The following is a 21533-nucleotide window of genomic DNA, read 5'->3' as shown; positions in this document are numbered from 1 at the left end:
CGTATAGAAAACGATGTCGTATTGGAAGTCACCGATATTGATCCCGACAATCGTTTCCACCCCTCGCTGAACTGGGTTGAATGTGGCGCCGAGGTAATGCCAGGGAACCGCTACGACGACGGCGCATTCAGGCCGCTACCGGCCGACGACCCCGCAACAACCGAACGCACCTGGCGCGACAGCGAAATCGACGCCAACGAATGGCTGATCTCCCGCCATCGCGCCGAACTCGACCTGCGCCGCGAAACCACCCTGACAGCCGAGCAATACACCGAGCTGTTGGAGTACCTCCAAGCCCTACGCGACTGGCCTGCAACCGAGGCCTTCCCCGACAGTACCCAGCGCCCCCCGGCACCGCCCTGGATCGCTGAACACACCCAATGACGCCCCGCACCGACGGGGCGTTTTCTTTTCTGCTGTACCCCTCTTGGCCCCGCCCCGCGGGGCCTTTGCATATCTGGAGAACTAAATGACTGGATTCTTCCACGGCGTCACCGTGACCAACGTCGACACCGGCGCACGCAGCATCGCGCTGCCGTCGTCTTCGATCATCGGCCTGGTCGACACCTTCACTGAAGGCCCGGGCGTCACCGCCAAGGCCAATGATCTGGTGCTGATCACCAGCGAGCGCGAAGCGGTCGCGGCATTCGGCAAGGACGCGGCGATCACCAAGGCCTGCCGCGCTATCTACACCCGTGCCAAAGCGGTCATCGTCGCCTGCGGCGTGGCCAAGGTGGCAACGCCGGCCGAGCAGACGGCGGCCATCATCGGCGCGGTCGAGGCCGACGGCAAACGCACGGGCTTGCAGGCATTGCTCGATGGCAAGAGCCGCTTCAACGCCCAGCCACGCCTGCTGGTGGCGCCCAAGCACAGCGCCACCGACGCAGTCGGTACGGCCCTGGTGGCACTGGCCGACAAGCTGCGCGGCATCGCTATCATCGACGGCCCCAACAGCACCGACGAGGCCGCCATCGCCTATGCCGGTAACTTCGGCGCCAAGCGCGCCTACATGGTCGACCCGGGCGTGCGGTACTGGGACAACGACAGCGAAGCCACCGTCGATGCACCGGGCTCGGCCTGGGTCGCCGGCCTGTTCGCCTGGACCGACAACGAATACGGCTTCTGGGCCTCGCCCTCGAACAAGGAGTTCGTCGGTATCACGGGCACCGGTCGCCCGGTGGAGTTCCTCGACGGTGACGACAGCTGCCGCGCCAACCTGCTGAACAACGCCAACGTCGCCACCATCATCCGCGACGACGGCTTCCGCCTGTGGGGTAACCGCACCCTGTCGAGCGACCCGAAATGGGCCTTCGTCACCCGCGTGCGGACCATGGACATCGTCATGGACGCGATCCTCTACGGCCACAAATGGGCCGTCGATCGCTCCATCACCGCCACCTACGTCAAGGACGTCACCGAAGGCCTGCAGGCCTTCATGCGCGACCTGAAGAACCAGGGCGCGATCATCAACTTCGAGGTCTATGCCGACCCCGAGCTGAATACCGCCAGCCAGCTGGAGCAGGGCAAGGTGTACTGGAACATCCGCTTCACCGACGTCCCGCCTGCCGAAAACCCCAACTTCCGCGTCGAAGTCACCAACCAGTGGCTGACCGAAGTCCTCGATTCCGCTGCTTAAGGAGCGCATTACATGGCAATGATTCCCGAAACCCTGGCCAACCTGAACCTGTTCGTCGATGGCGTCAGCTTCCAGGGCGATGTGCCCAGCCTGACCCTGCCCAAGCTCACCCTGAAAATGGAGGAGCACCGCCCTGGCGGCATGGACATGCCGGTCGAGATGGACCTGGGCATGGAAAAACTCGAAGCGGCCTTCAGCACCACCGGCGTGCGCCGCGAGTCGCTGAAGTTCTTCGGCCTGGCCGATGCCAGCGCCTTCAACGGTACTTTCCGCGGGGCCTTCAAAGGCCTGAAGGGCAAGATCACGCCAGTGGTCGTCACCCTGCGTGGCGCCCTCAAAGAGGTCGAGATGGGCGACTGGAAGTCCGCTGAGAAAGCCGAGATCAAGCACAGCGTCGCTGTGACCTTCTACAAGCTCGAAGTCGATGGCCGCCCGGTCTATGAAATCGACGCCCTGGGCATGAAGCGCGTGATCAACGGTGTCGATCAACTGGCCGCCCAGCGCGCGGCCCTTGGCTTGTAAGGAGGCCTGGCGATGGCTCAAGCGAAAAAGCTTCCGCAATGGCTGACCCTCAGCGCCGAACGCGTGACCGTGCGCCTGTCGCGCCCCACCGAAGCCAATGGCGTGCAGGTCGACAGCCTGTCGCTGCGCGCCCCGACGGTGCGCGACATCCGCAACGCCCAGGCTGGCGGCGCCAATGACGACGAACAGCGTGAACTGAACCTGTTCGCCTCGCTCGCCGAAGTCGGCGTCAAGGACCTCGAAGGCCTGGCCCTGAAGGACTATAGCCGCCTGCAGACGGGCTATTTTCGCCTGGTGCAGGACGACGAGCTTTGACCCTGCCCGGCAGAAGGCCGCCGCCCGGCGGCTGGCCAAGGAGCTGAACTTTTCCGCGAGCGAAATCATGACCATGTCGTACAGCGACATGGTCTGGTGGCTGGCGGAGTGATCAGGAGGAACCTATGGAGAACACATCGGTGCTCACCGTTGGCGTCACCAGCGATCGCGCACTGGGCAGTACCTTCAATACGTTGCGTGCTCAATTCGAACGTATGCGCATGCCGTTCGAGGGCAAGCCGGTCGAGCCCTATATCAACGAAATCAGCCGTCTGGCATTGGAGATGGACACGACGGCTCAGGCCCAAAAACGATTGGTCAGTGACCAGGCATGGGCTTCTGAGGCACAGATCCAACGGGTGCGGCGCTTGACCGACGAGCTCGAGCGTCAGTGCAAGTGCTACCTGTCACTCGCAAACCTCCGTGAGCAATCGATGGCTGCTGTCAGCGATACCGTTGCCCCCCCTGGCGGCACTGGCCCCCTGACGTCGACGAACGCGACACCGACCGTTCAGAAGGGCGGCGTCATCGGCACGGCTGCCATCGGCGGTAGCGTTACCGCTGCCGTGCTTGGGGTGGCCGCTCAGAGGATGTATCAGCGCCGGTCACCTAAGAGGCGCCGAGAGATCACCCGTGGTGTCCGGGAAAACGCTGGCAAGGCTGGCGCCAAGCTGGTCAGCAAACTCGGACTGGCGACGTTGGAGGACAGTGGCCAGGACCAGGCCGAAGCGGTGGGGGTGGCCCTGGGCGGCGCGCTCGGAAACATGGGCGCGGAACTGTTGGGTGGCCTCACCAAGAACAAGCAGATCCAGAGGCATGGCGGCGAGATCGGTGAGCTGATCGGCGAGGGTGTTGGCGGCTTTATTGGCAAGACCTTTCATGGCTGGTTTTCCCAGACGGGGCCGAACGATCTGCCTGGCGACAGTGCAGTGCTGACGGCGCAGGCCCTCTCGCAGCAATCCCCTGAACAGGACCCCCTTCCTCAGGGGGCAGCGGCTGCCCCCCGGGAAGGCATTCACGGGGGAGTGGTCGTTGGTGGGGCCCTCGTGGGGGCCGCCGCTCTCGCCATGGTGGGGCGAAAGGCGCATAGGGCGTATTCGCGTCTGCCGCGTAAGCGGCGCAAAAAGCTCACTGGCAGTATTCGGAAGAGTGCTGGCAAGGCAAGCGCCAAGCTGATCGGCAATTTGGGATTGGCCCTGCTCGAGGACAACGGCGAAGACCAGGCTGAGGCCATCGGCACCGCGTTCGGCGGTGCGATGGGGAACCTCGGCGCAGAGCTGTTGGGAGGCCTGACCAAGAACAAGCGGATCCAGCAACACGGCGCAGAGATCGGCGAATTGATCGGTGAAGGCGTCGGCGGCTTCATCGGCAAGACGGTCCACGGGCTGTTCTCCGACACACCTGCTGCCAATGATCCCCTTGCCACCCGGGCGTCCGGTAGTGCCATAGGCCGTTCCGCCGCAGGCAATGCACGTCAAGTCCCTGAAGAATTGGCGTCGGACGAAAACGCAGAGCAACTGGAGGAAGAAGAGGAATTTTCCGAGACACAGGAGCCTGCTTCCGCCGCCATGCAAAGGGGCTCGCCGAGTCTCGGCAGAAACGCTTTCACCGGCCTTGCAGGTAAGACCGGGCGTGATTCTCTCGGCACTCCCTTGGCTCGACGGGCGTTCAGACGAATACCGGGCGTTGCGTTGCTCGACACAGGCCAGCAACTTGCCGAAACCTTCAACAGCGACGCCACTCAGGAGCAGAAGCTCGAAAGGTATGGCACCGCTGTCGGTGGTTTGGGCGGCGGTTTGGCCGGTGCCGCCGCCGGTGCGGCCATCGGTTCGGTAGTACCCGTGATCGGGACCGCGATCGGCGGCTTGATTGGGGGTGTGCTGGGCAGCATGGGAGGTGAGAGCATTGGCGGCTGGCTTGGCAGGACGCTGGGTGCGAACAAGGATGGGGCGGCTGGCAAACCTGCTGTGGGTGAGGCGGCGCGAGCGCTGAACGCTTCTCCCGCGCCGCCGCAGTCGCCCGCTCCACCCGCCGCGATGTCGCCGACGACACCTCCCGCCACCGTCAACCAACAATTCACCTTCACGTCCAACATGCCGGTCACCTTCAACAACAGCCTGGACGACCCCTCGGTCCTCCAGCAACTGGAGATGATCGCCCGGCGTCAGCTGGAAGAGCTGATGCGCCAAGCCCGCCCGGCGCAATTGGCGGACCCCCCACATATCGTACTTTGAGGACTATCCATGACCTATCTGGAGCAGCTGCAAGTTACGCTGCACGCCCTGGTCAAGGCGGGAGAGGCAGGGCGTCGGCGTGCCGATGCCATGCTCGATCCGATGGACGAGGCGATCGACCATATCAAGGCCGCCGTTACTGATCTGGAGGGGTTGCCGATGGTCGGCCCGATCATCGGTGCCAAACTCCAGCGCACCCTGGGCGCGATCAACCGGGCCCAGGACAGTGTGGCCAAAGTGGTGGCCAAGTATGACCAGACAGTGGCGGTGGTGCGGCAGGTGCGAGATCGCATCGACAGCTTTGCCGGCCATGCGGTCAAGGCCGGTGCGGCAATCCGTCGAGTGGTCGGGGCGGTGAGCACGACGGTGGAGGGGGTGCTGTCGACCCTGGGCTTCGCGCCCGAGTCGACACCCGCCGCCGAAGCGGTCAAGCCATTCCCCCACCTGCTGGTGTTGCAGCCCTTGAAGCCGGGCGCTGCGCCTTACTACTTCAACCTCGACACCGCCGCCTTCGATCAATTGCGTCGTCAGACGCGCTATCGCTGGGTTGGGCAGGAGCGCCTGAGCCGCGACAACGCCCAACAGGCCGTCAGCCTGGGCGAGGAGCACATCTTCATCCGCGGGGCCATCTACCCGGGCTTCAAGGGGGGGATCGGCCAGTTGCAGGCGCTGCGCAGTATTGGCCGCCAATTGTTGCCGCTGTCGTTGACCACCGGTTATGGCGAGGTGCTCGGCACCTGGTGCTTGACCAGTATCGAAGAGGAGCAGGGCCAACTGCTGGCCGGTGGTATTCCACGCAAACAAGGTTTTTCACTGGAGTTCGTGAGCTATGGCCAGGACCTGCACAACCTCTGAGGGCGACCTGCTCGACACCCTCTGCCAACACTACTACGGGCAACTCGTGGGTACCGTCGAGGCGGTGCTGGATGCCAATCAAGGGCTGGCGGATGAGCCTCAGCCGTTTCGCGCAGGCGTGAGGATTCGTCTGCCGGAGCTGCCCGTGGTGGCGAGCGACACCCTGCAACTGTGGGACTGATGCGCGGCCGGTTTCGACCGGCCCGTGCAGCGGTTCCTCCCAAAGGAGCCTGAGACCATGCAACCGCAATATCGCATTACTGCCGACGGGCGCGACGTAACCCTCCTGATCAACGACCGTCTGCTATCGCTGCGCACCACGGACAAGCCTGGCCTGGAGTCGGACGAGTTCGAACTGCGCATCGATGCCCGTGACGGCGCGGTCGCACTGCCGTCACGGGGAGCTGTGCTCGAAGTGCACCTGGGCTATGCGGGGCAAACACTGAACCTGCTGGGGCGCTACACCGTCGATGAGGTTGAGCTGTCCGGCCCACCGGACACCTTGGTGATCCGGGGCAAGGCGAGCGACCTGCGTGGCAGCGGCAAGACCATACGCAGCGGCAGTTGGGAGCAGGTCACCCTGCAGCGCATCGTTGCCGACATCGGCGCGCGCAATGGCTGGCAGGCCGTGTGCCCGGTGACGGTTCAGGTGCCGCGCGTCGACCAGTACAGTGAGTCCGATTTCAATTTCGTCACCCGCCTGGCACGACTGCACGACTGCACCGCCAAGCTCGCCAATGGCCAACTGCTGGTGTTGCCGCGTCAGGGAGGCCACAGCGCCAGCGGCAAGGCCCTCGGGACGGTGAGCGTTGCTCGTACCGATGTCAGCCAATGGCAGTTCCGTCTGGGCGATAAAACCACGCACAAAGCGGTACGCGCCCGTCATCAAGACCCCGCCAGCGGTGAGCTCAAGACGGTCGAGCTCGCCAACGGCGATGCGCCGGACGGGCTGCAACCGGTGTACACCGACCGCCATCTCTACCCCAACCGTGCCGCAGCCGAACAAGCGGCCAAGGCCCGCCTGGCCAGCTTCAATCGCGACACCGCCAGCGTACGCCTGGACATGCCAGGGCGTACCGACCTCTTCGCCGAGCGACGTATCAATCTGCAAGGGTTTCTTCCTGGCCTGGACGGGGACTATCTGGTCGAATCGGTCGAGCAGGTGTTCACCACGTCGGGCTGGCGTACCACCGTGCAATGCAATGGCGGTAATGGGGGGAAGGCAAAGGCAAAAGGAGGAACGTCCAAGCGAACCGGCGTGATGAGTCAGTAGCGAGTAGATAAGGGTAGGGGGCGTATTTCCACGCGCCTTGGTTTTCACTGCCCCTTTATTGTCCGTCGTCCAATACAGAGGATGACGGGGGATCCGGTAGTGAGTGGAACAGTAAGTTGCGAAGAACTGTATAGACCCATCGGCTGCTCCTCGACGTTCAAAACGTTGACCGAGGTGTAGTACCGCATGGCTAGAACAATTGAAATTATCTTGGGTTATGTCGACAAACCGGTCGGTGCGGCGGCGGCAGGAGCGTCGTTGGTTGATCAGTACAACAGTGATAAGACGGGCTTCGCCTTGGTGAACCAGAGCGCGCAGACGGGGGCTGCGGTGGCCAATGTGACTTCGATTGTTAGATTGACGGCTGGATTTACGCCATTTCTGAATATCAAGATGAATACGTTTGCAGCAACGACAGTATTCCTCAAGATAACGGCTCAATACCGGAAGCATGGTAATTTTAATCCCGGTGATGTTCTCAGTATTGTTGGGAATGTGGCTGGGATTGTGGGTAGCGTGATATTGCTGGCTGGGGCGGTAAAAATATCTCTACCCTTCGTTGCGATTGGTGTGGGGACGAGCGTGGTAAGTATCGTCATGTCAGATGCCGCGAAATTGTTGCATGTGGCCTTCACTAAGACGTTGTGGGAAAACTACCTTCGAGCGAGCCTGAAGGAGAGCTTCCCTAGTTATTGGGTGGCGCCAAATTTTAAACGGGTATCTCTCGCGCACCTTGGTATCCATTTTGCGGCCCGTGCTGAAGTGAATAGAGAGGGCCGTCCGGCGAGATCCATTGTCCTGGTGGAAGGTAAGCCTGAACGCTACTGGGGGGCTTGGGTAGGTGATGAAGATAGAGGCTATCCACCTCCAATTATTTATCCCCTTTCCGAATTTCCTGATTGGCGAATCGATATTGGTCCTATTGAAATAGTCAGTCCCGCGGCCTCTCGGTAATTTAGAAGTCGGTATTCTCATAAAGTGTCTTCAATTATTTTGTTTCGCGAACTGCTGAAAACGGTCTCGCCTAAACTACAGATTTTTAATGTCTTGCTGGTTGCAGTCGTGCTGCTGGCGTCCGCTGCACTGTATTACAGTACGCTGCGGACATATACATTACCTGTTTTGACCCATCTGCTTTTTGTAGAGGGCCGGATCCATGGTGAGGGACAAATTTGGGTATATGACCGAACCGTGGTCCAGTTTGGTGTTGCTTACAATGTGCAGGGTAAAAAATATATTCAGCCTGTATATGCTGACTCATCGATCTACCAGCAATCGGGGTTACAAGTAGGTAGCCGGGTGCATTTGGCTGTAGAGCCCTTGGGGCAATACAATGAGGTGCGGGAGCTAACAACTCAAGAGGGACGTGTTGTGTTCAATGATGAGTTGCATCGGCAGATAATCGAGCGCAACAATGAGTCGGTCTGGCGGAATGCCGGTCTATTGGTATTGGTGGCAGTATTCCCTTTGTTCGTGGCACTTCGAATTGCTTGGAGAAGTCGCAGGACGCTTTTTCAATAATGCAAGTTAGCTGATCAGCTCTTGGGCCTGGTGGAGCTTCGTGCGGCAGGAGGTGATAGTTATGGGGGCAAGCCGATATATGGAATCTCCATTGGTTGAGTGAGGAGGTTGGGTGGCTTTATTTAGCGCCCATGATCTGTCGCTCTCTCCGTCTCCCTGCTGGTAAGTCGATATCAACTCATGGAAGTCCGCAGTCTTCACGGAGTATGTATAGGCAATGGTTGATGCACATCTTCAATAGAAATATTCGCTTGAATGCTAAAAATGCTCCCAAGACAACAGGTTTTCAATCTTTTTATTATTGCGGTAGGACTTTGGGTTTTTGCTGCGCTCTACTACTCGCAGCTGCGAGTGTATGCACCGATTGATGTAACTAGGCTTGTGAACTTAGAGGGGCGTGTTAACGGCCATGCCTCATCTTGGGAGCATGATCCGGCTATCGTAACACTGGGGATCACTTTCAGGTTGAACGGAGCAAGACACGTCAAGGCGGTGTATGTCAACCAGGCGATCTACGAGCAGGCAGGCTTACGGATTGGTTCTAAGGTACTTCTGACCGTGGAAGACGGCGAGCCGGATACTGTACTGCGTGAACTGGCGACTCAGGAAGGGCGGGTTGTTTTCGATGATGATTTCAATCGACAAATAATCGAGTGGAACAATGAGTCGATCTGGCGAAATGTCGTGCTTTTAGCGTTTGTATCTTTTGCGCCATTTTTCGTGGCACTTAGAGTCGCCTGGAAACACCGTCGGACACTTTTTCAATAATGTCGATCGGCTCGATAAAGCCCGGGTTCGTGCCGGGCTTTTTTATGTCCGAACCCGGCGTGATCAAGGAGATATTTCATGCTTACGGAAGATCAACTACTCGCCATCTTCCCCAATGCCCGCCCTGTCGCGGACGTGTTTTTGCCAGCCCTGAACACCACCCTGCCGCGCTGGGAAATCGACAATCCCAAACGCGTCGCAGCGTTCCTCGCCCAGGTCGGCCATGAGTCCGGTCAACTGCGCTACCTCAAGGAGCTGGGCAATGATCGTTACCTCTCGCGTTATGACACGGGGAGCCTGGCTCTGCGGCTGGGCAACACCCCCGATGCCGACGGTGACGGCCAGCGCTATCGTGGCCGTGGCCTGATCCAAGTGACCGGTCGCAACAACTATCAGGCCTGCAGTCGGGCGCTATTCGGTGACGAACGCCTGCTGGCGCAGCCGCAGATGCTTGAGCAGCCCCGTTGGGCCTGTGAGTCGGCCGCCTGGTTCTGGCATTCGCGTGGGCTCAATGCGCTGGCGGACCGGGGTGAGTTCAATCGCATCACCCGTCACATCAATGGTGGGCTCAATGGTCTGGATGATCGCCTGGCCCTCTGGGCAAGGGCGCGGGAGGTGCTGTGTTGAGCCGCCTGTGGCTGGCACTTTGTCTGGTGCTCGTGCTGGTGTCCTCGGCATTGACCTGGCAGGTCCAGGCCTGGCGCTACGGTCGGTTGCTCGCGCAGCAGGCCGAAGCTCAAGCCCATGAGGCGCAGATGCGTGCGGAACAGGCGGCGCGAGCGCTGCTTGTCGAGCGCGAGGGGCGTCAGCAACTTGAACAACGCCTGCAAGGCAGTGAAACACGACATTTTCAGGAGCTCGCCAATGCCCAACAGACTCAAGCTCGCCTGCGTGACCGTCTGGCTACTGCTGACCTGCGGTTGTCAGTCCTGGTCGAGCGTGACGCCAACTGCCCCGCAGTGCCTGCCCCCTCCGACGCCAGCGGCGTGGATCATGGCCCCGTACGCGCCCGACTTGACCCAGCGGATGCTCGACGCATTATCGCCATCACCGACACCGGAGACCGCGGACTGATCGCCCTGCGAGCCTGCCAGGATTACATTCGGGCATTGGCGCGCTGAGCACTTGCCTGGGCAGGCGAGGGTGATAGGGTAGTGCGCAGTTTTCAAGGAGCCCTGCCATGGACCCGATCACCATTCTTTCCACCCGCCTGGGGGAGCACCTGCGGCGACTCAATGCCCAGGTGAGCACCGCCGAATCCTGCACCGGTGGCGGCATCGCCGAGGCCATCACTCGAATTCCCGGCAGCTCGGCCTGGTTCGAGGCCGGTTACGTGACTTATTCCAACACTCAGAAAACCCGCCAGTTGGGTGTCCCCGAAGTGTTGTTCGGCCAGGTGGGCGCGGTGAGCCAGGAAGTGGTGGAAGCCATGGTCCGTGGCGCCCAGGCTGCCAGCGGGGCGCGCTTTGCTGTGGCAGTCAGTGGCGTAGCCGGGCCCGATGGAGGCTCGCCGGCCAAGCCGGTGGGCACGGTATGGCTGGCATGGGGCGATGGCGACCACGTGATTAGCGAGCGCCGACACTTCGACGGTGACCGTGAAGCGGTGCGCCGACAGACGGTGATCGCCGCGTTAGACGGCTTGTTACAGCTTGGTGGGGAGTAAATCACCCGACGGGGGTTTGCCAAAGCGAATCCCTGTGGAATAATACTGGCTACTTATACAGTTATTCCCGGCCGCAGGGCCGCCCGTCGAACACGTGAGGATTTCAATGGACGACAACAAAAAGCGCGCCTTGGCTGCGGCCCTGGGTCAGATCGAACGCCAATTCGGCAAGGGCGCGGTCATGCGCATGGGCGACCACGAGCGTCAGGCCATCCCAGCCATCTCCACCGGCTCCCTAGGCCTGGACATCGCCCTTGGCATCGGCGGCCTGCCGAAAGGCCGTATCGTTGAAATCTACGGTCCGGAATCCTCGGGTAAGACCACGCTGACTCTGTCGGTCATTGCCGAAGCCCAGAAGAACGGCGCCACCTGTGCCTTCGTCGACGCCGAGCACGCCCTCGATCCCGAGTATGCCGGCAAGCTGGGCGTCAACGTCGACGACCTGCTGGTTTCTCAGCCGGACACCGGCGAGCAAGCCCTGGAAATCACCGACATGCTGGTGCGTTCCAACGCAGTTGACGTGATCATCGTCGACTCCGTGGCCGCGCTGGTGCCGAAGGCTGAAATCGAAGGTGAAATGGGCGACATGCACGTGGGCCTGCAGGCTCGCCTGATGTCCCAGGCGCTGCGCAAGATCACCGGTAACATCAAGAACGCCAACTGCCTGGTCATCTTCATCAACCAGATTCGTATGAAGATCGGCGTGATGTTCGGCAGCCCGGAAACCACCACCGGTGGTAACGCCCTGAAGTTCTACGCCTCCGTGCGCCTGGACATCCGTCGCACCGGCGCGGTCAAGGAAGGCGACGAGGTGGTCGGTAGCGAAACCCGCGTCAAGATCGTCAAGAACAAGGTCTCGCCGCCGTTCCGCCAGGCCGAGTTCCAGATACTCTATGGCAAGGGTATCTATCGCAACGGTGAGATCATCGACCTGGGTGTATCCCAAGGCCTGGTGGAAAAATCCGGTGCTTGGTACAGCTACCAGGGCAACAAGATCGGTCAGGGCAAGGCCAACGCTGCCAAGTTCCTGCAAGATAACCCTGCCGTGGGCACTGAGATCGAGAAACAGATCCGCGAAAAACTGCTCAACGCAGGTGCCGTTGCCGCTGCTGGCAAGGCCGCTGCTGCTGAAGCCGATGCCGACGATATGGCTGACGCCGACGCCGGTTATTGAGTGGCCTAATGTCCGTCGTACTCGACAACCCCGTCGCCGTTCGGCGGACAGCCATGGACCTGCTCGCACGCCGCGAGCATGGTCGTGTCGAGCTGACGCGCAAGCTGCGTCAGCGCGGCGCACCGGATGAGCTGATCGAGCCTGCGCTCGATCGGCTTGCCGAAGAAGGGCTGCTCAGTGAAGCCCGCTATCTCGAAAGCTTCATTTCCTATCGTTCCAATGCCGGCTACGGCCCTGCGCGTATTCGCGAAGAGCTGGGGCAACGCGGCCTGAACCGTGGCGATATCGACCAGGCTCTGCGTGAAAGCGGGGTGGACTGGGCGGCTCGGTTGCAGGATGTCTGGCAACGCAAGTTCGCCGGGCAACGCCCCCAGGATCCTCGAAGCCGTGCCCAGCAGACCCGATTCCTTGCCTACCGTGGATTCCCCATGGAGCTGATCGGCCGCCTGCTCAGCGGCCGCACTCTCGACGACTGATCCTTCCGTCTCTCGCGGTACCTGTTTTCAATCGACCTTCAAGGCTTCCCTTGCTCGTTGTGTCGTGTGCATTGGCTGGGGCTTGGCCCAGTTTTCCGGCAGATTGATGAAGTCCACCAGCTCACGTAGGCGGCCCTGATCACGGCCATTGAAAGCAAAGGTCAACCGGGTCAGGTGGTTGAAGTTGCCTATCTCATGCTCAAGGCCGCTGTCTGGCTGTTGATGGTATTTACCACTCAGGCGCAGATCGGCGAACCCTTCCTGGATGTCATAGAGCGCTGCATCACTCAAGGGGTGATGCATGCGGATCACGAACTGATTCTTCAACCAGCGGCTGGAGTGGTAGTTGCTGTAGAACTGATTGATCTCCTCCACGGCTTCGTCGGCACTGTGGACCAGGCGCAGCAGCTTCATGTCGCTGGGCAGAATGTATCGGTTTTCCTCCAACTGCTTACTGATGAACGCCAGCGCGTCGCGCCAGAAGCTCCCGCCCGGCGAGTCCAGCAGTACCACGGGCACCAGCGGGCTTTTACCTGTCTGGATCAAGGTGAGCACTTCGAGAGCTTCGTCGAGAGTACCGAACCCGCCTGGGCAGAGCACCAAGGCGTCGGCTTCCTTGACGAAGAACAGCTTGCGAATGAAGAAGAAGTGGAAGGGCAGCAACTGGTCGGTGCCGTCCACTGTGGCGTTGGCATGTTGCTCGAAAGGCAGGGTGATGTTGAATCCCAGGCTGTGTCCGGTGCCGGCGCCTTCATGGGCTGCGGCCATGATGCCTCCGCCGGCCCCTGTAATGACCATCAGGTCGGAGCGTGCCAGGGTAGCCCCCAGTTCCCGGGCGAGCGCATACATCGGGTGCTCCAGCGGCGTACGCGCCGAGCCGAATACGGTGACCTTGCGCCGCCCCTTGTAGCGTTCCAGGGTGCGGAAGGAGTGATCGAGTTCGCGCAGGGCCTGCAGGGTGATCTTGGCGTTCCAGCGGTTCGAATCGTCGTGTGCCATGCGCAGGATGGTCAGCATCATGTCGCGATAAAGCGGCAGGTTGGGACTGTTGGGCGCAACCAGTTGCAGCTGTTGGTCAATCTTGCTCAGGTCGATGCCGTTGTCTTTGAAATGATTGAACAAGAGTTCGTTCGGTTGGTAAGGCATTCAACGTCTCCTTCTGCAGCAAAACCTCTGACCGAGTCGATGGGTTACCCCGGCCGCGACACTGCGTGTGTCGCTGGCTGCTGTTGCTCGAGTATGCCTCCCGAGCATTGCAGTGGGCCTTCAAGGCCATGATGCAGTGACAAATGTCCATCACGTTGTTGTTATCACGGATCAGGAACGCCGCGCCTGGGCACTTTCCTTGGGTTGCGGGAAACAGGCGGGGTGTTTGCTATCAATCTAGACCCAAGCGTTAGATCGCGCCGGTTGAAGTCAGTGCAATGGCAGGCAACAGAGCAGTTTTTTTCCACTCGTCGGGCGGGGGCCAGCTGTAACGCAGCTCTGGTTAACTGGAAACGCAACGTCTCGATGCAGGAGGTTGCGGTATGCATCGGTTAATCATCGAAGTGGACAGGCAGCTTTATGTGCTGCTGGAGCGGGCGGCCCAGGCCCATCACGTGAGCCTTGAAGCCGAATGTCTGCGCAGGCTGGAGGTCGGAGAGCGGCATTCGCGCTATCTCCAGGCTCTGCTGGCGGAGTTGCGCGCCGATGAAGAACAGCGGCGCGCCAGCGACAACGACAGGGTTGCCTGAGTTACTTCTTCTTGTTGCCTGCCACGCAGCTGGAGGCGTCGAAGGCTTGGTCCATGATCGGCTGGTTGGTCTTGTAGACCGAGAAACGATAGACCAGGACCGCGCCCTTGGACATCAACTGACGGTAGCCGTTGTTACGGCACACGCTGTCGCCCAGCTGGCTGCGAACCTGTTCCGGGTTGGCGCGCATCCGCTCGGCATGGCTTTCGCGCACGCTCAGGTGGTTGACCAATGCCCGGCCTTTCTCGACGGTGTAGCCTTGGTCGAGGATATCTTCGTTGATGGCACGTGGAGTGCCGACGCTGCTTTCCTTGGCGACCTTCTGCAGCATCTGGTTCAGCTCGTATTCCTGCTTGGAGGCCGCCTGGGCCATCAGTGGCAGGGCGAGCAACAGGCTCAAGGTCGGGATGGTAAGACGCAGCATGAATCTCTCCTGGTTCGATGACTGGCACTTTGACCTGCGCCGGCGAGCGGCGTTCCATGAAACCACCCGCCTGTGGGGTATCCCAGGTCGCCAAAAGCGCGATTATAAAGGAGGCGTCCACCCACCTGCACGGCAAATGACGAAGCCTCTGGTAGACTGGCGGCTTTTTCCCGCCGAGTCGCAACAGTGCCTGTTTCCTTCCTCCTGCGAGGTGTGCAGCCATGAGCCACGCCGTAGCACGCCTGCGCACCGAACGCCTGGCCCGCAGCAACAAGCCTTTCATCGCCCGTGGTTCGCGCGCGGTGCGTTGCCCGGAATGCCGTGTGATCGCCAGTCACTGTCTGTGCGCCTTGAAGCCCAAAGTCACCGCCGATGCCGGCGTGTGCCTGGTGATGCATGACACCGAGCCACTCAAACCGACCAATACCGGCTGGCTGATCGCTGACCTGGTCGAGGACACCTCGGCCTTTGGCTGGCTTCGCACCGACGTCGACCCGCGCCTGCTCGCATTGCTCGACGACCCACAATGGCAGCCCTACATCGTCTTCCCCGGCGAGTTCGTGGCGCCAGAGCGGGTCGTCAGCGAAGTGGTGCGCGAGCCAGGCAAGCGTCCGCTGTTCATCCTGCTCGACGCCACCTGGACCGAAGCACGCAAAATGTTCCGCAAGAGCCCTTACCTGGACCGTTTCCCGGTCCTGAGCCTGCAGGCCGAGCAGATGTCGCGTTACAAGCTGCGTCGTTCCAAGCGTGACGATCATTTCTGCACCGCCGAGGTCGCGGCGATGTGTCTGGAGCTGGCCGGTGACCAACGTGCCAGCGAGGCGCTGGACGCTTACCTGGATGTGTTCAGCCTGCATTACTTGAGTGCCAAGCGGCACTTGCCGCTGGATCTGGAAGACGACGCGCATCGGCGTTTGCATACCTTCCTATAGTCCAAGGGGCAGGCGCAGCGGATTGGTTCATAATGACCAAGCTGGCAGCCAGGGAGGCGGGGACGACCGGGCAATTGGCTTGACCACCCGGACCGTGCTCGGCATTCTTGGCGCCGATTCGGGCACGACGAAGATGCTGTTATCCCGGACTTCGCCGTGCCATTGCGGCCGGCGGCCCTGCCGTTTGCGCCTTGAGTTGCCCGCCAGGCGTTCCTCCACCCCCTAGCGCCTGGCACAGAACAGGATCCTTAGATCGATGGCCACATACGAAATCCTGATTGCCGATGACCACCCACTGTTTCGCAGCGCGCTGCGCCAGGCCGTTACCCTCGGCCTGGGGCCGGATGTGCGTCTGGTCGAGGTGGCGAGCATCGCCGAGCTGGAAACCCGCCTGTCCGAGAAGGCCGACTGGGACCTGGTCCTGCTGGACCTGAACATGCCCGGGGCCTATGGTTTCTCCGGCCTGGTCCTGCTGCGTGGGCAGTACCCGCAGATTCCGGTGGTGATGGTCTCGGCCCAGGAAGAGGCGGCCGTGGTGGTCAAGTCTCGCGAGTTCGGCGCCAGTGGCTTCATCCCCAAGTCGAGCAACCTGGATGTCATCCAGGATGCGGTGCAGAAGGTACTGGACGGTGACGTGTGGTGGCCGCCACAGGCGTTCGAGAAGGTCGATGTATCGGCCGAGGCCAAGGCCGCGAGCGAAGGACTGGCCAGCCTGACACCGCAGCAGTTCAGGGTGCTGACCATGGTCTGCGAAGGTTTGCTGAACAAGCAGATCGCCTATGAGCTGAGCGTTTCGGAGGCGACCATCAAGGCTCACGTGACTGCGATCTTCCGCAAGCTGGGGGTCCGTACCCGGACTCAGGCGGCGTTGCTGCTGCAACAACTCGAATCGGTTTCGGGTAACTAAGTTCCCGTATATTCACGCTTTTTTGACCCGGGTTGGACTAATCTGCCGGCCCTTTAATCGGTGAAGTAACCGCTCATGTCGCCATTCAAGGGCCAGACTGGCCTCAAACGTATCTTCAATGCCGCCGGCTACTCGCTGGACGGCCTGCGTACCGCTTTCAAAGGCGAGGCGGCATTCCGTCAGCTGGTGCTGGCCAACGTCGTGCTGATTCCGTTGGCCTTCTGGCTGCCGGTGACCCGTGTGGAGCGCGCGATCCTCATCGCGGTGTGCCTGCTGGGGCTGATCGTCGAGTTGCTCAACTCCGCAGTGGAGGCGGCCATCGACCGCATCTCCCTCGAACGCCACCCCTTGTCCAAGAACGCCAAGGACATGGGCAGCGCCGCGCAACTGGTCGCGATGACCATGGTGGCGCTGGTCTGGGGCGTGATCCTGCTCTGATCAGGCAATCGGCGGCAGGACGATTTCGTCACTGCGGCTGACGCCAGCGGTGAAGTTGCGGCACAGTTCGAGGAATTCGCGCATGGCCGAAGTCTGATACTTCTGCTTGTGCCAGATGAAATAGAACTGCCGCGACAGGTCCAGTTCGGGCGTTTCCACCGCCACCAGGCTGCCGCGGCGGAACGCGTCGCGCAGAGCCAGGCGCGAGATGCAGCCAATGCCCAAGCCTGATTCCACGGCGCGTTTGATCGCCTCGGTGTGTTCCAGCTCCAGGCGGATGTTCAGGTTGGCACGGTGATGGCGCATGGCTTGGTCGAACGTCAGTCGCGTGCCTGAGCCTTGTTCGCGAAGAATCCAGGCCTCGTGGGACAGTGTCTCCACATCTGCCCGCCCCACCTTGGCCAAGGGGTGCTGGGGGGCGCAGAAGACCACCAGTTCATCTTCCACCCACGGCTGCACTTCCAGATCCGGATGATTGCAGTCGCCTTCGATTAGACCCAGGTCAATTTCGTAGTGCGCGACCTGCTGCACGATATGTACGGTGTTCTGCACATGGAGTTTGACCTGGCTCTCCGGATGGCCCTGCATGAAGCTGCCGATCAGTAGGGTGGCCAGGTAGTTGCCGATGGTCAGGGTGGCACCTACCGAGAGCGATCCGAAGCCGGACTTGCCGTTGAGCAGGTCCTCGATCTCCTTGGCCTGGTCGAGCAGGGCGACGGCCTGGGGCAGTAATTGATGGCCCAGGGCATTGAGGCTCAGCCGTTTACCCGCGCGATCGAACAACTGGCAGCTCGATTGACGCTCGAGTTCAGTGATCGAGGTACTGGCGGCCGACTGTGACAAAGCCAGCAGGCTTGCGGCCCGCGAGACGCTTTGATGCTGGGCGACGGCGACGAAGACTTGCAGTTGACGAAGCGTGAATCGCATATCTATATAACCGATAAGACATATCTTGATAATCCATTTAACAGATATTGTCGCTGCCCCTAAAATATCGCGCAATAGTGCGCTAGGTCCGCGCCGCGTCTTTCTTCAGGAGCCCCATCGATGAGCAACATGAACCACGAACGTGTCCTCAGTGTGCACCACTGGAACGACACCCTGTTCAGCTTCAAGTGCACCCGTGATCCGGGGCTGCGCTTCGAGAACGGTCAGTTCGTGATGATCGGCCTGCAACAGGACAACGGCCGTCCGCTCATGCGCGCCTATTCCATCGCTTCGCCTAACTGGGAAGAGCATTTGGAGTTCTTCAGCATCAAGGTGCCGGACGGCCCGCTGACCTCCCAGCTGCAGCACCTGAAGGAAGGTGACGAGATCATCATCAGCAAGAAGCCCACTGGTACTCTGGTGCTCGACGACCTGAACCCAGGCAAGCACCTCTACCTGCTGAGCACCGGCACTGGCCTGGCGCCGTTCATGAGCGTCATCCAGGACCCGGAAACCTACGAGCGCTTCGAAAAAGTGATCCTGGTTCACGGCGTGCGCTACGTCAACGAAGTGGCCTACCGCGAATTCATCACCGAGCACTTGCCGCAGAACGAATTCTTCGGCGAGGCGGTGCGCGACAAGCTGATCTACTACCCGACCGTGACCCGCGAGCCGTTCGAGAACCAGGGCCGTCTGACCGACCTGATGCGCAGCGGCAAGCTGTTCAGCGATATCGGTCTGCCACCGATCAACCCTCAGGACGACCGCGCCATGATCTGCGGTAGCCCGAGCATGCTCGACGAAACCGCCGAGGTCCTCGACAGCTTCGGTCTGAAGATCTCCCCGCGCATGCGTGAGCCGGGCGACTACCTGATCGAGCGTGCTTTCGTCGAGAAGTAAGGCGAACCGCGCAACGCAAAAACGCAGGCCAATGCCTGCGTTTTTTTATGCCTGAAAAGCGGCACTGCACATTGTAGAAGCTGGCGAAGTCAGTCATTGGGCACGCAACGGTGCCAGGAGCCGAAGATCTATACGTCCGGTACGACTTCCAGTACACGGATTTGGTCCGGCTGTGGGTAGTGCCAGCGCACCTGGACATCCCAAAACTTCACCCCATACACCCGCTCAGCTGGTGGTATCTGGTAGGCCGGGCGTGGGTCCTGCGCCAGGCACTGCTCGATCAGTTCGACCAAGGGCTCTCCCAGGCGCAGGGCATGGGCATGGGCTTGGGGCAGGGCGGTCTCGCTCCAGGCCACGGCAATAGGTTCAGGGGCATCGCTGGCCATCTGGTTGGACGCATCACCGATGCTGTCGGCGTAGGGTACATAAGGCTTGATGTCCAGCACCGGTGTCCCGTCGAGCAGATCGATACCCGACAGCAACAGGCGACCTGCCTCGACGCCCTCAAGGCGCACCACCGACTGGCCGATGCCATTGGGGCGGTGAGTGGCACGGGTGGCGAACACGCCGATGCTCTTGTTGCCACCCAGGCGCGGTGGGCGCACCTTCAGGCGGGGCTTGTCCTCCAGGGCCTGGTGGAACAAAAACAACAGCCAGACATGGCTGACCTGTTCGAGCCCGGCGACTGCATCACCCTGATCGAACGGCGGCAGCAGCTCCAGCACGCCACGTGCGGCGGGTGCCAACTGCGGTTGACGAGGTATGGCGAACTTCTCCTTGAAGCAGGAGCGCACGATACCGACCGGTGAAACCGTATGTTGCATCGTGTTTAGCCACGCACACGCAGGGTCAGGCCCTTGAGGAAGTTGCGCAGCAACTGGTCGCCACAAGGTCGGTAGTTGTCATGACCCACTTTGCGGAACAATGCACTGAGCTCGGGCTTGGACACCGGGAAGTTGACCGACTTCAGGATCACATGCAGGTCTTCTTCCTTGAGCTCGAAGGCCACCCGCAGCTTCTTGAGGATAGTGTTGTTGCTCACCGGTACTTCGATCGGCTGCGCCGGGCGGCTGTCGTCGCGGCCTCGACGATGAACTACCAAGCCATCGAGAAAATGCGCCATGACCCGTTCCGGGCAACGCACATAGCCGGCTTCATCCTCTTTCTTCAAGTAGGTGGCGACCGCTTCGGCGGAAACTTCGAGGCCGGTCAGCCCAATGATCTCGGCCATTTGGGCGTCGCTGACCTTGAGCATGTAGCGCAGGCTGCGCAGGACATCGTTGTGGTTCATGGTGAAAAATCCTGTTCAGGCGCCACGCCAGCGGCGTGGCGATAATGCGTGGGGCAGTGTGGCCGTGGGCGGATACATTGCGCCCAGACCTTAGAAGCGTTCGTTGGTGGCCAGGTAGCGCCATTGCCCGGCGGGCAGCTTGCCCATGGACACCCCGCCCAGGCGGATACGGCGGATGCCCAGCACCTTCAGCCCAAGGCTGGCGCACAGGGCAGCGATCTGTCCGGGCCGTGGGTTCTTCAGAGCCAGGCGCAAGTGGCTTTCGTTTTGCCAGCTGGCCTTGGCCTTGGGCAGTTCCTGGCCGCTGCGGGTAATGCCGCGGGCCAGGCGCTGCAGGGCCTCTGCCGATGCCTGGCCTTCGACCTGGACAATGTATTCCTGCTCCATCCGATGCAGATCGGCCTCGAGCTTGCGGGTGACTCTCCAGTCCTGGGTGTAGAGCTGCAAACCGCTTGCGCCGGGTTCCAGAGGTACGACACAGGACAGTCTGGCGAAGTGACCATGCAGCGGTCGCACCGAGGGGGGATGAGCTTCGCTGAGGGTGGCCATGGTCATGCTGCAGCGACCTGCCTCGGCATCTTGACCGGCCGCTTGGTTGAGCAGGAGCGTCACCGGTGGCAATTGCTCGGCGCGTGCGCCCGGTAGCAGGGCGACCTGTTGGGCCTCGACCTTGTATTGAGGTTGCTCGACCACGACGCCATCCACCGTGACCCAGCCGCCCTCGATGTACAGCTCGGCCTCGCGGCGGGAGCAACCGAGTTGCTCGGTGAGGCGTTTGGACAGGCGCACGGGTTCTGACATGAAGGCAATTCGCAAAATAAGGCAGGGAAGACCGCCATTGTACCTGTCTGGGCGGTCTTGGGGCTGGGAATCTATGTCATTTACGCCATTTCAGGGGCGGCGTACGGCATCCTGCCCATAAAGCTCAAGAGCCTGTGCGAATCAGCCTCATGTGCAGTAAGGGGTAGGGTTGACCCAGCCCATCGGTTTCCGAACGCCCAGTGACTTCGAACCCTTCGTGCAGGTAGAACCCCAGCGCCTGCGGGTTTTGCTCGTTGACATCCAGGCGCTCGGCATTGAGCTCATCAATCGCATAGCGCAGGAGGCGTTTGCCGACACCCTGGCCACGGTACTCGGGGGCGACGAAGAGCATGTCCACCCGGCCATTGGCGACGCCGGCAAAGCCACGGATGCGCCTGGCGCTGTCCTTGCAGCAGACCAGCATCACGGCGTCCAGATAGCGGCGCAGCACATGTTCTCGCAGCAGCACGATATAGGCATCGGGCATGAAGTCGTGGGTGGCACGCACCGAGGCCTCCCAGATCCGCACCAGTTCCGGGTAATCGCTTACGTGAGGCGTTTGAAGCGTCAAGGCCGGTTGCATCGCGTCACTCCTGCGGGGTCTTGAGGAAAACATAGATGCAAAAAAAAGGTTCTTCACGGATTGCCGGGAAAGTCATTCTTGATCTTCATGAAGAAGAATTCGCTGTCCCGGTAGCCGTAAGCCATCCGTTTGATGACCTTGATCCGATTGTTAATCC

At 60.9% G+C, this 21533-nt stretch carries 29 protein-coding genes; 21 read left to right on the top strand and 8 right to left on the bottom strand.

All coding sequences use genetic code 11. From position 1 onward, the window contains the following. Positions 1-21 precede the first annotated feature (21 nt). From ACNFCH_RS03695 to recX, 16 genes are all read left to right on the top strand, one after another. Complete coding sequence (locus ACNFCH_RS03695; RefSeq protein ID WP_416742253.1) at positions 22-384, top strand: phage tail assembly chaperone; 363 nt, start codon at positions 22-24, stop codon at positions 382-384. An 85-nt stretch (positions 385-469) separates the two neighbouring features. Next, positions 470-1636, top strand: coding sequence for a phage tail sheath family protein (locus ACNFCH_RS03690; RefSeq protein WP_196162740.1), 1167 nt, complete (start codon positions 470-472; stop codon positions 1634-1636). Positions 1637-1648: 12 nt separating this feature from the next. Further along, positions 1649-2158 carry a phage major tail tube protein gene (locus tag ACNFCH_RS03685; RefSeq protein WP_070094583.1) on the top strand — a complete coding sequence of 170 codons (510 nt, stop codon included), beginning with the start codon at positions 1649-1651 and terminating at the stop codon, positions 2156-2158. Between the two features lie 12 nt (positions 2159-2170). Then, positions 2171-2473 carry a phage tail assembly protein gene (locus tag ACNFCH_RS03680; RefSeq protein WP_337158118.1) on the top strand — a complete coding sequence of 101 codons (303 nt, stop codon included), beginning with the start codon at positions 2171-2173 and terminating at the stop codon, positions 2471-2473. A gap of 125 nt (positions 2474-2598) precedes the next feature. After that, positions 2599-4707, top strand: coding sequence for a hypothetical protein (locus tag ACNFCH_RS03675; RefSeq protein WP_416742252.1), 2109 nt, complete (start codon positions 2599-2601; stop codon positions 4705-4707). A gap of 9 nt (positions 4708-4716) precedes the next feature. Continuing rightward, on the top strand, positions 4717-5562 hold the full coding sequence (locus ACNFCH_RS03670) for a phage tail protein (RefSeq protein ID WP_416742251.1): 846 nt from the start codon (positions 4717-4719) through the stop codon (positions 5560-5562). Next, positions 5537-5743 carry a tail protein X gene (locus tag ACNFCH_RS03665; RefSeq protein ID WP_196162738.1) on the top strand — a complete coding sequence of 69 codons (207 nt, stop codon included), beginning with the start codon at positions 5537-5539 and terminating at the stop codon, positions 5741-5743. Before ACNFCH_RS03670 ends, ACNFCH_RS03665 begins: the two co-directional genes overlap by 26 nt. A 57-nt stretch (positions 5744-5800) precedes the next feature. Then, entirely contained in the window at positions 5801-6835 is a 1035-nt protein-coding gene (locus ACNFCH_RS03660; RefSeq protein WP_416742250.1) for a phage late control D family protein, read from the top strand. 186 nt (positions 6836-7021) lie between these two features. Next, positions 7022-7789 (top strand): hypothetical protein, encoded by a 768-nt coding sequence (locus ACNFCH_RS03655; RefSeq protein WP_416742249.1) that lies wholly within the window; start codon positions 7022-7024, stop codon positions 7787-7789. A 24-nt stretch (positions 7790-7813) separates the two neighbouring features. Beyond that, positions 7814-8356, top strand: a complete 543-nt coding sequence (locus ACNFCH_RS03650; RefSeq protein WP_416742248.1) for a hypothetical protein — start codon at positions 7814-7816, stop codon at positions 8354-8356. 255 nt (positions 8357-8611) lie between these two features. After that, positions 8612-9124 carry a hypothetical protein gene (locus ACNFCH_RS03645; protein ID WP_416742247.1) on the top strand — a complete coding sequence of 171 codons (513 nt, stop codon included), beginning with the start codon at positions 8612-8614 and terminating at the stop codon, positions 9122-9124. Between the two features lie 78 nt (positions 9125-9202). Further along, on the top strand, positions 9203-9751 hold the full coding sequence (locus ACNFCH_RS03640; RefSeq protein ID WP_337158102.1) for a glycoside hydrolase family 19 protein: 549 nt from the start codon (positions 9203-9205) through the stop codon (positions 9749-9751). Further along, the gene (locus ACNFCH_RS03635) at positions 9748-10245 is read left to right on the top strand and encodes a lysis system i-spanin subunit Rz (protein WP_337158100.1); all 498 of its coding nucleotides are present in this window, start codon (positions 9748-9750) and stop codon (positions 10243-10245) included. Before ACNFCH_RS03640 ends, ACNFCH_RS03635 begins: the two co-directional genes overlap by 4 nt. Before the next feature lie 59 nt (positions 10246-10304). Continuing rightward, positions 10305-10787 carry a CinA family protein gene (locus ACNFCH_RS03630; RefSeq protein ID WP_337158098.1) on the top strand — a complete coding sequence of 161 codons (483 nt, stop codon included), beginning with the start codon at positions 10305-10307 and terminating at the stop codon, positions 10785-10787. Between the two features lie 106 nt (positions 10788-10893). Then, a complete protein-coding gene (gene recA, locus ACNFCH_RS03625; RefSeq protein WP_099593818.1) occupies positions 10894-11961 on the top strand; it encodes a recombinase RecA in 1068 nt (355 codons plus the stop codon). A gap of 8 nt (positions 11962-11969) precedes the next feature. Further along, positions 11970-12437: a recombination regulator RecX gene (recX, locus tag ACNFCH_RS03620; RefSeq protein WP_337158096.1), complete on the top strand. Its 468-nt coding sequence runs from the start codon at positions 11970-11972 to the stop codon at positions 12435-12437. Between the two features lie 27 nt (positions 12438-12464). On the opposite strand, the gene ACNFCH_RS03615 is transcribed toward recX, so the two are convergent. Further along, positions 12465-13583, bottom strand: coding sequence for a TIGR00730 family Rossman fold protein (locus ACNFCH_RS03615; protein WP_337158094.1), 1119 nt, complete (start codon positions 13581-13583; stop codon positions 12465-12467). A gap of 383 nt (positions 13584-13966) precedes the next feature. Here ACNFCH_RS03615 and ACNFCH_RS03610 point away from each other — a divergent pair, with 383 nt between their 5' ends. Continuing rightward, complete coding sequence (locus ACNFCH_RS03610) at positions 13967-14173, top strand: hypothetical protein (protein WP_070094229.1); 207 nt, start codon at positions 13967-13969, stop codon at positions 14171-14173. Position 14174: 1 nt separating this feature from the next. Here the strand turns inward: ACNFCH_RS03610 and ACNFCH_RS03605 are convergent, their stop codons facing one another. Then, positions 14175-14597: a quorum-sensing-regulated virulence factor family protein gene (locus ACNFCH_RS03605; RefSeq protein ID WP_337158091.1), complete on the bottom strand. Its 423-nt coding sequence runs from the start codon at positions 14595-14597 to the stop codon at positions 14175-14177. A gap of 221 nt (positions 14598-14818) precedes the next feature. Between ACNFCH_RS03605 and ACNFCH_RS03600 the strand changes: the two genes are divergently transcribed. The 3 genes from ACNFCH_RS03600 (at position 14819) to ACNFCH_RS03590 (ending at position 16874) form a co-directional block, all read left to right on the top strand. Continuing rightward, positions 14819-15529 (top strand): tRNA-uridine aminocarboxypropyltransferase, encoded by a 711-nt coding sequence (locus ACNFCH_RS03600; RefSeq protein WP_196162728.1) that lies wholly within the window; start codon positions 14819-14821, stop codon positions 15527-15529. Positions 15530-15785: 256 nt separating this feature from the next. Next, positions 15786-16436 (top strand): response regulator transcription factor ErdR, encoded by a 651-nt coding sequence (erdR, locus tag ACNFCH_RS03595; protein WP_070094227.1) that lies wholly within the window; start codon positions 15786-15788, stop codon positions 16434-16436. 75 nt (positions 16437-16511) lie between these two features. Beyond that, a complete protein-coding gene (locus ACNFCH_RS03590; protein ID WP_043208747.1) occupies positions 16512-16874 on the top strand; it encodes a diacylglycerol kinase in 363 nt (120 codons plus the stop codon). Here the strand turns inward: ACNFCH_RS03590 and finR are convergent, their stop codons facing one another. Then, complete coding sequence (finR, locus tag ACNFCH_RS03585) at positions 16875-17801, bottom strand: LysR family transcriptional regulator FinR (protein WP_043208745.1); 927 nt, start codon at positions 17799-17801, stop codon at positions 16875-16877. Positions 17802-17921: 120 nt separating this feature from the next. On the opposite strand from finR, the gene fpr reads away from it, so the two are divergent. Beyond that, positions 17922-18701, top strand: a complete 780-nt coding sequence (gene fpr / locus ACNFCH_RS03580) for a ferredoxin-NADP reductase (protein WP_043208743.1) — start codon at positions 17922-17924, stop codon at positions 18699-18701. Positions 18702-18829: 128 nt separating this feature from the next. Here the strand turns inward: fpr and tsaA are convergent, their stop codons facing one another. From tsaA to ACNFCH_RS03555, 5 genes are all read right to left on the bottom strand, one after another. Beyond that, positions 18830-19525, bottom strand: coding sequence for a tRNA (N6-threonylcarbamoyladenosine(37)-N6)-methyltransferase TrmO (tsaA, locus tag ACNFCH_RS03575; protein WP_337158086.1), 696 nt, complete (start codon positions 19523-19525; stop codon positions 18830-18832). Between the two features lie 5 nt (positions 19526-19530). After that, entirely contained in the window at positions 19531-19992 is a 462-nt protein-coding gene (locus tag ACNFCH_RS03570; protein ID WP_416742246.1) for a DUF1456 family protein, read from the bottom strand. A gap of 90 nt (positions 19993-20082) precedes the next feature. After that, entirely contained in the window at positions 20083-20793 is a 711-nt protein-coding gene (locus ACNFCH_RS03565; RefSeq protein ID WP_337158084.1) for an rRNA pseudouridine synthase, read from the bottom strand. Positions 20794-20917: 124 nt separating this feature from the next. Next, complete coding sequence (locus ACNFCH_RS03560) at positions 20918-21376, bottom strand: GNAT family N-acetyltransferase (protein ID WP_337158083.1); 459 nt, start codon at positions 21374-21376, stop codon at positions 20918-20920. 53 nt (positions 21377-21429) lie between these two features. Next, positions 21430-21533: transposase (locus ACNFCH_RS03555; protein WP_416742387.1), on the bottom strand; the 104-nt coding region annotated here is incomplete at its 5' end.

The organism is Pseudomonas sp. NY15354, assembly GCF_048068075.1.
Lineage (GTDB): Bacteria > Pseudomonadota > Gammaproteobacteria > Pseudomonadales > Pseudomonadaceae > Aquipseudomonas > Aquipseudomonas guariconensis_C.
This window is presented reverse-complemented; position numbering and strand designations above follow the sequence as displayed.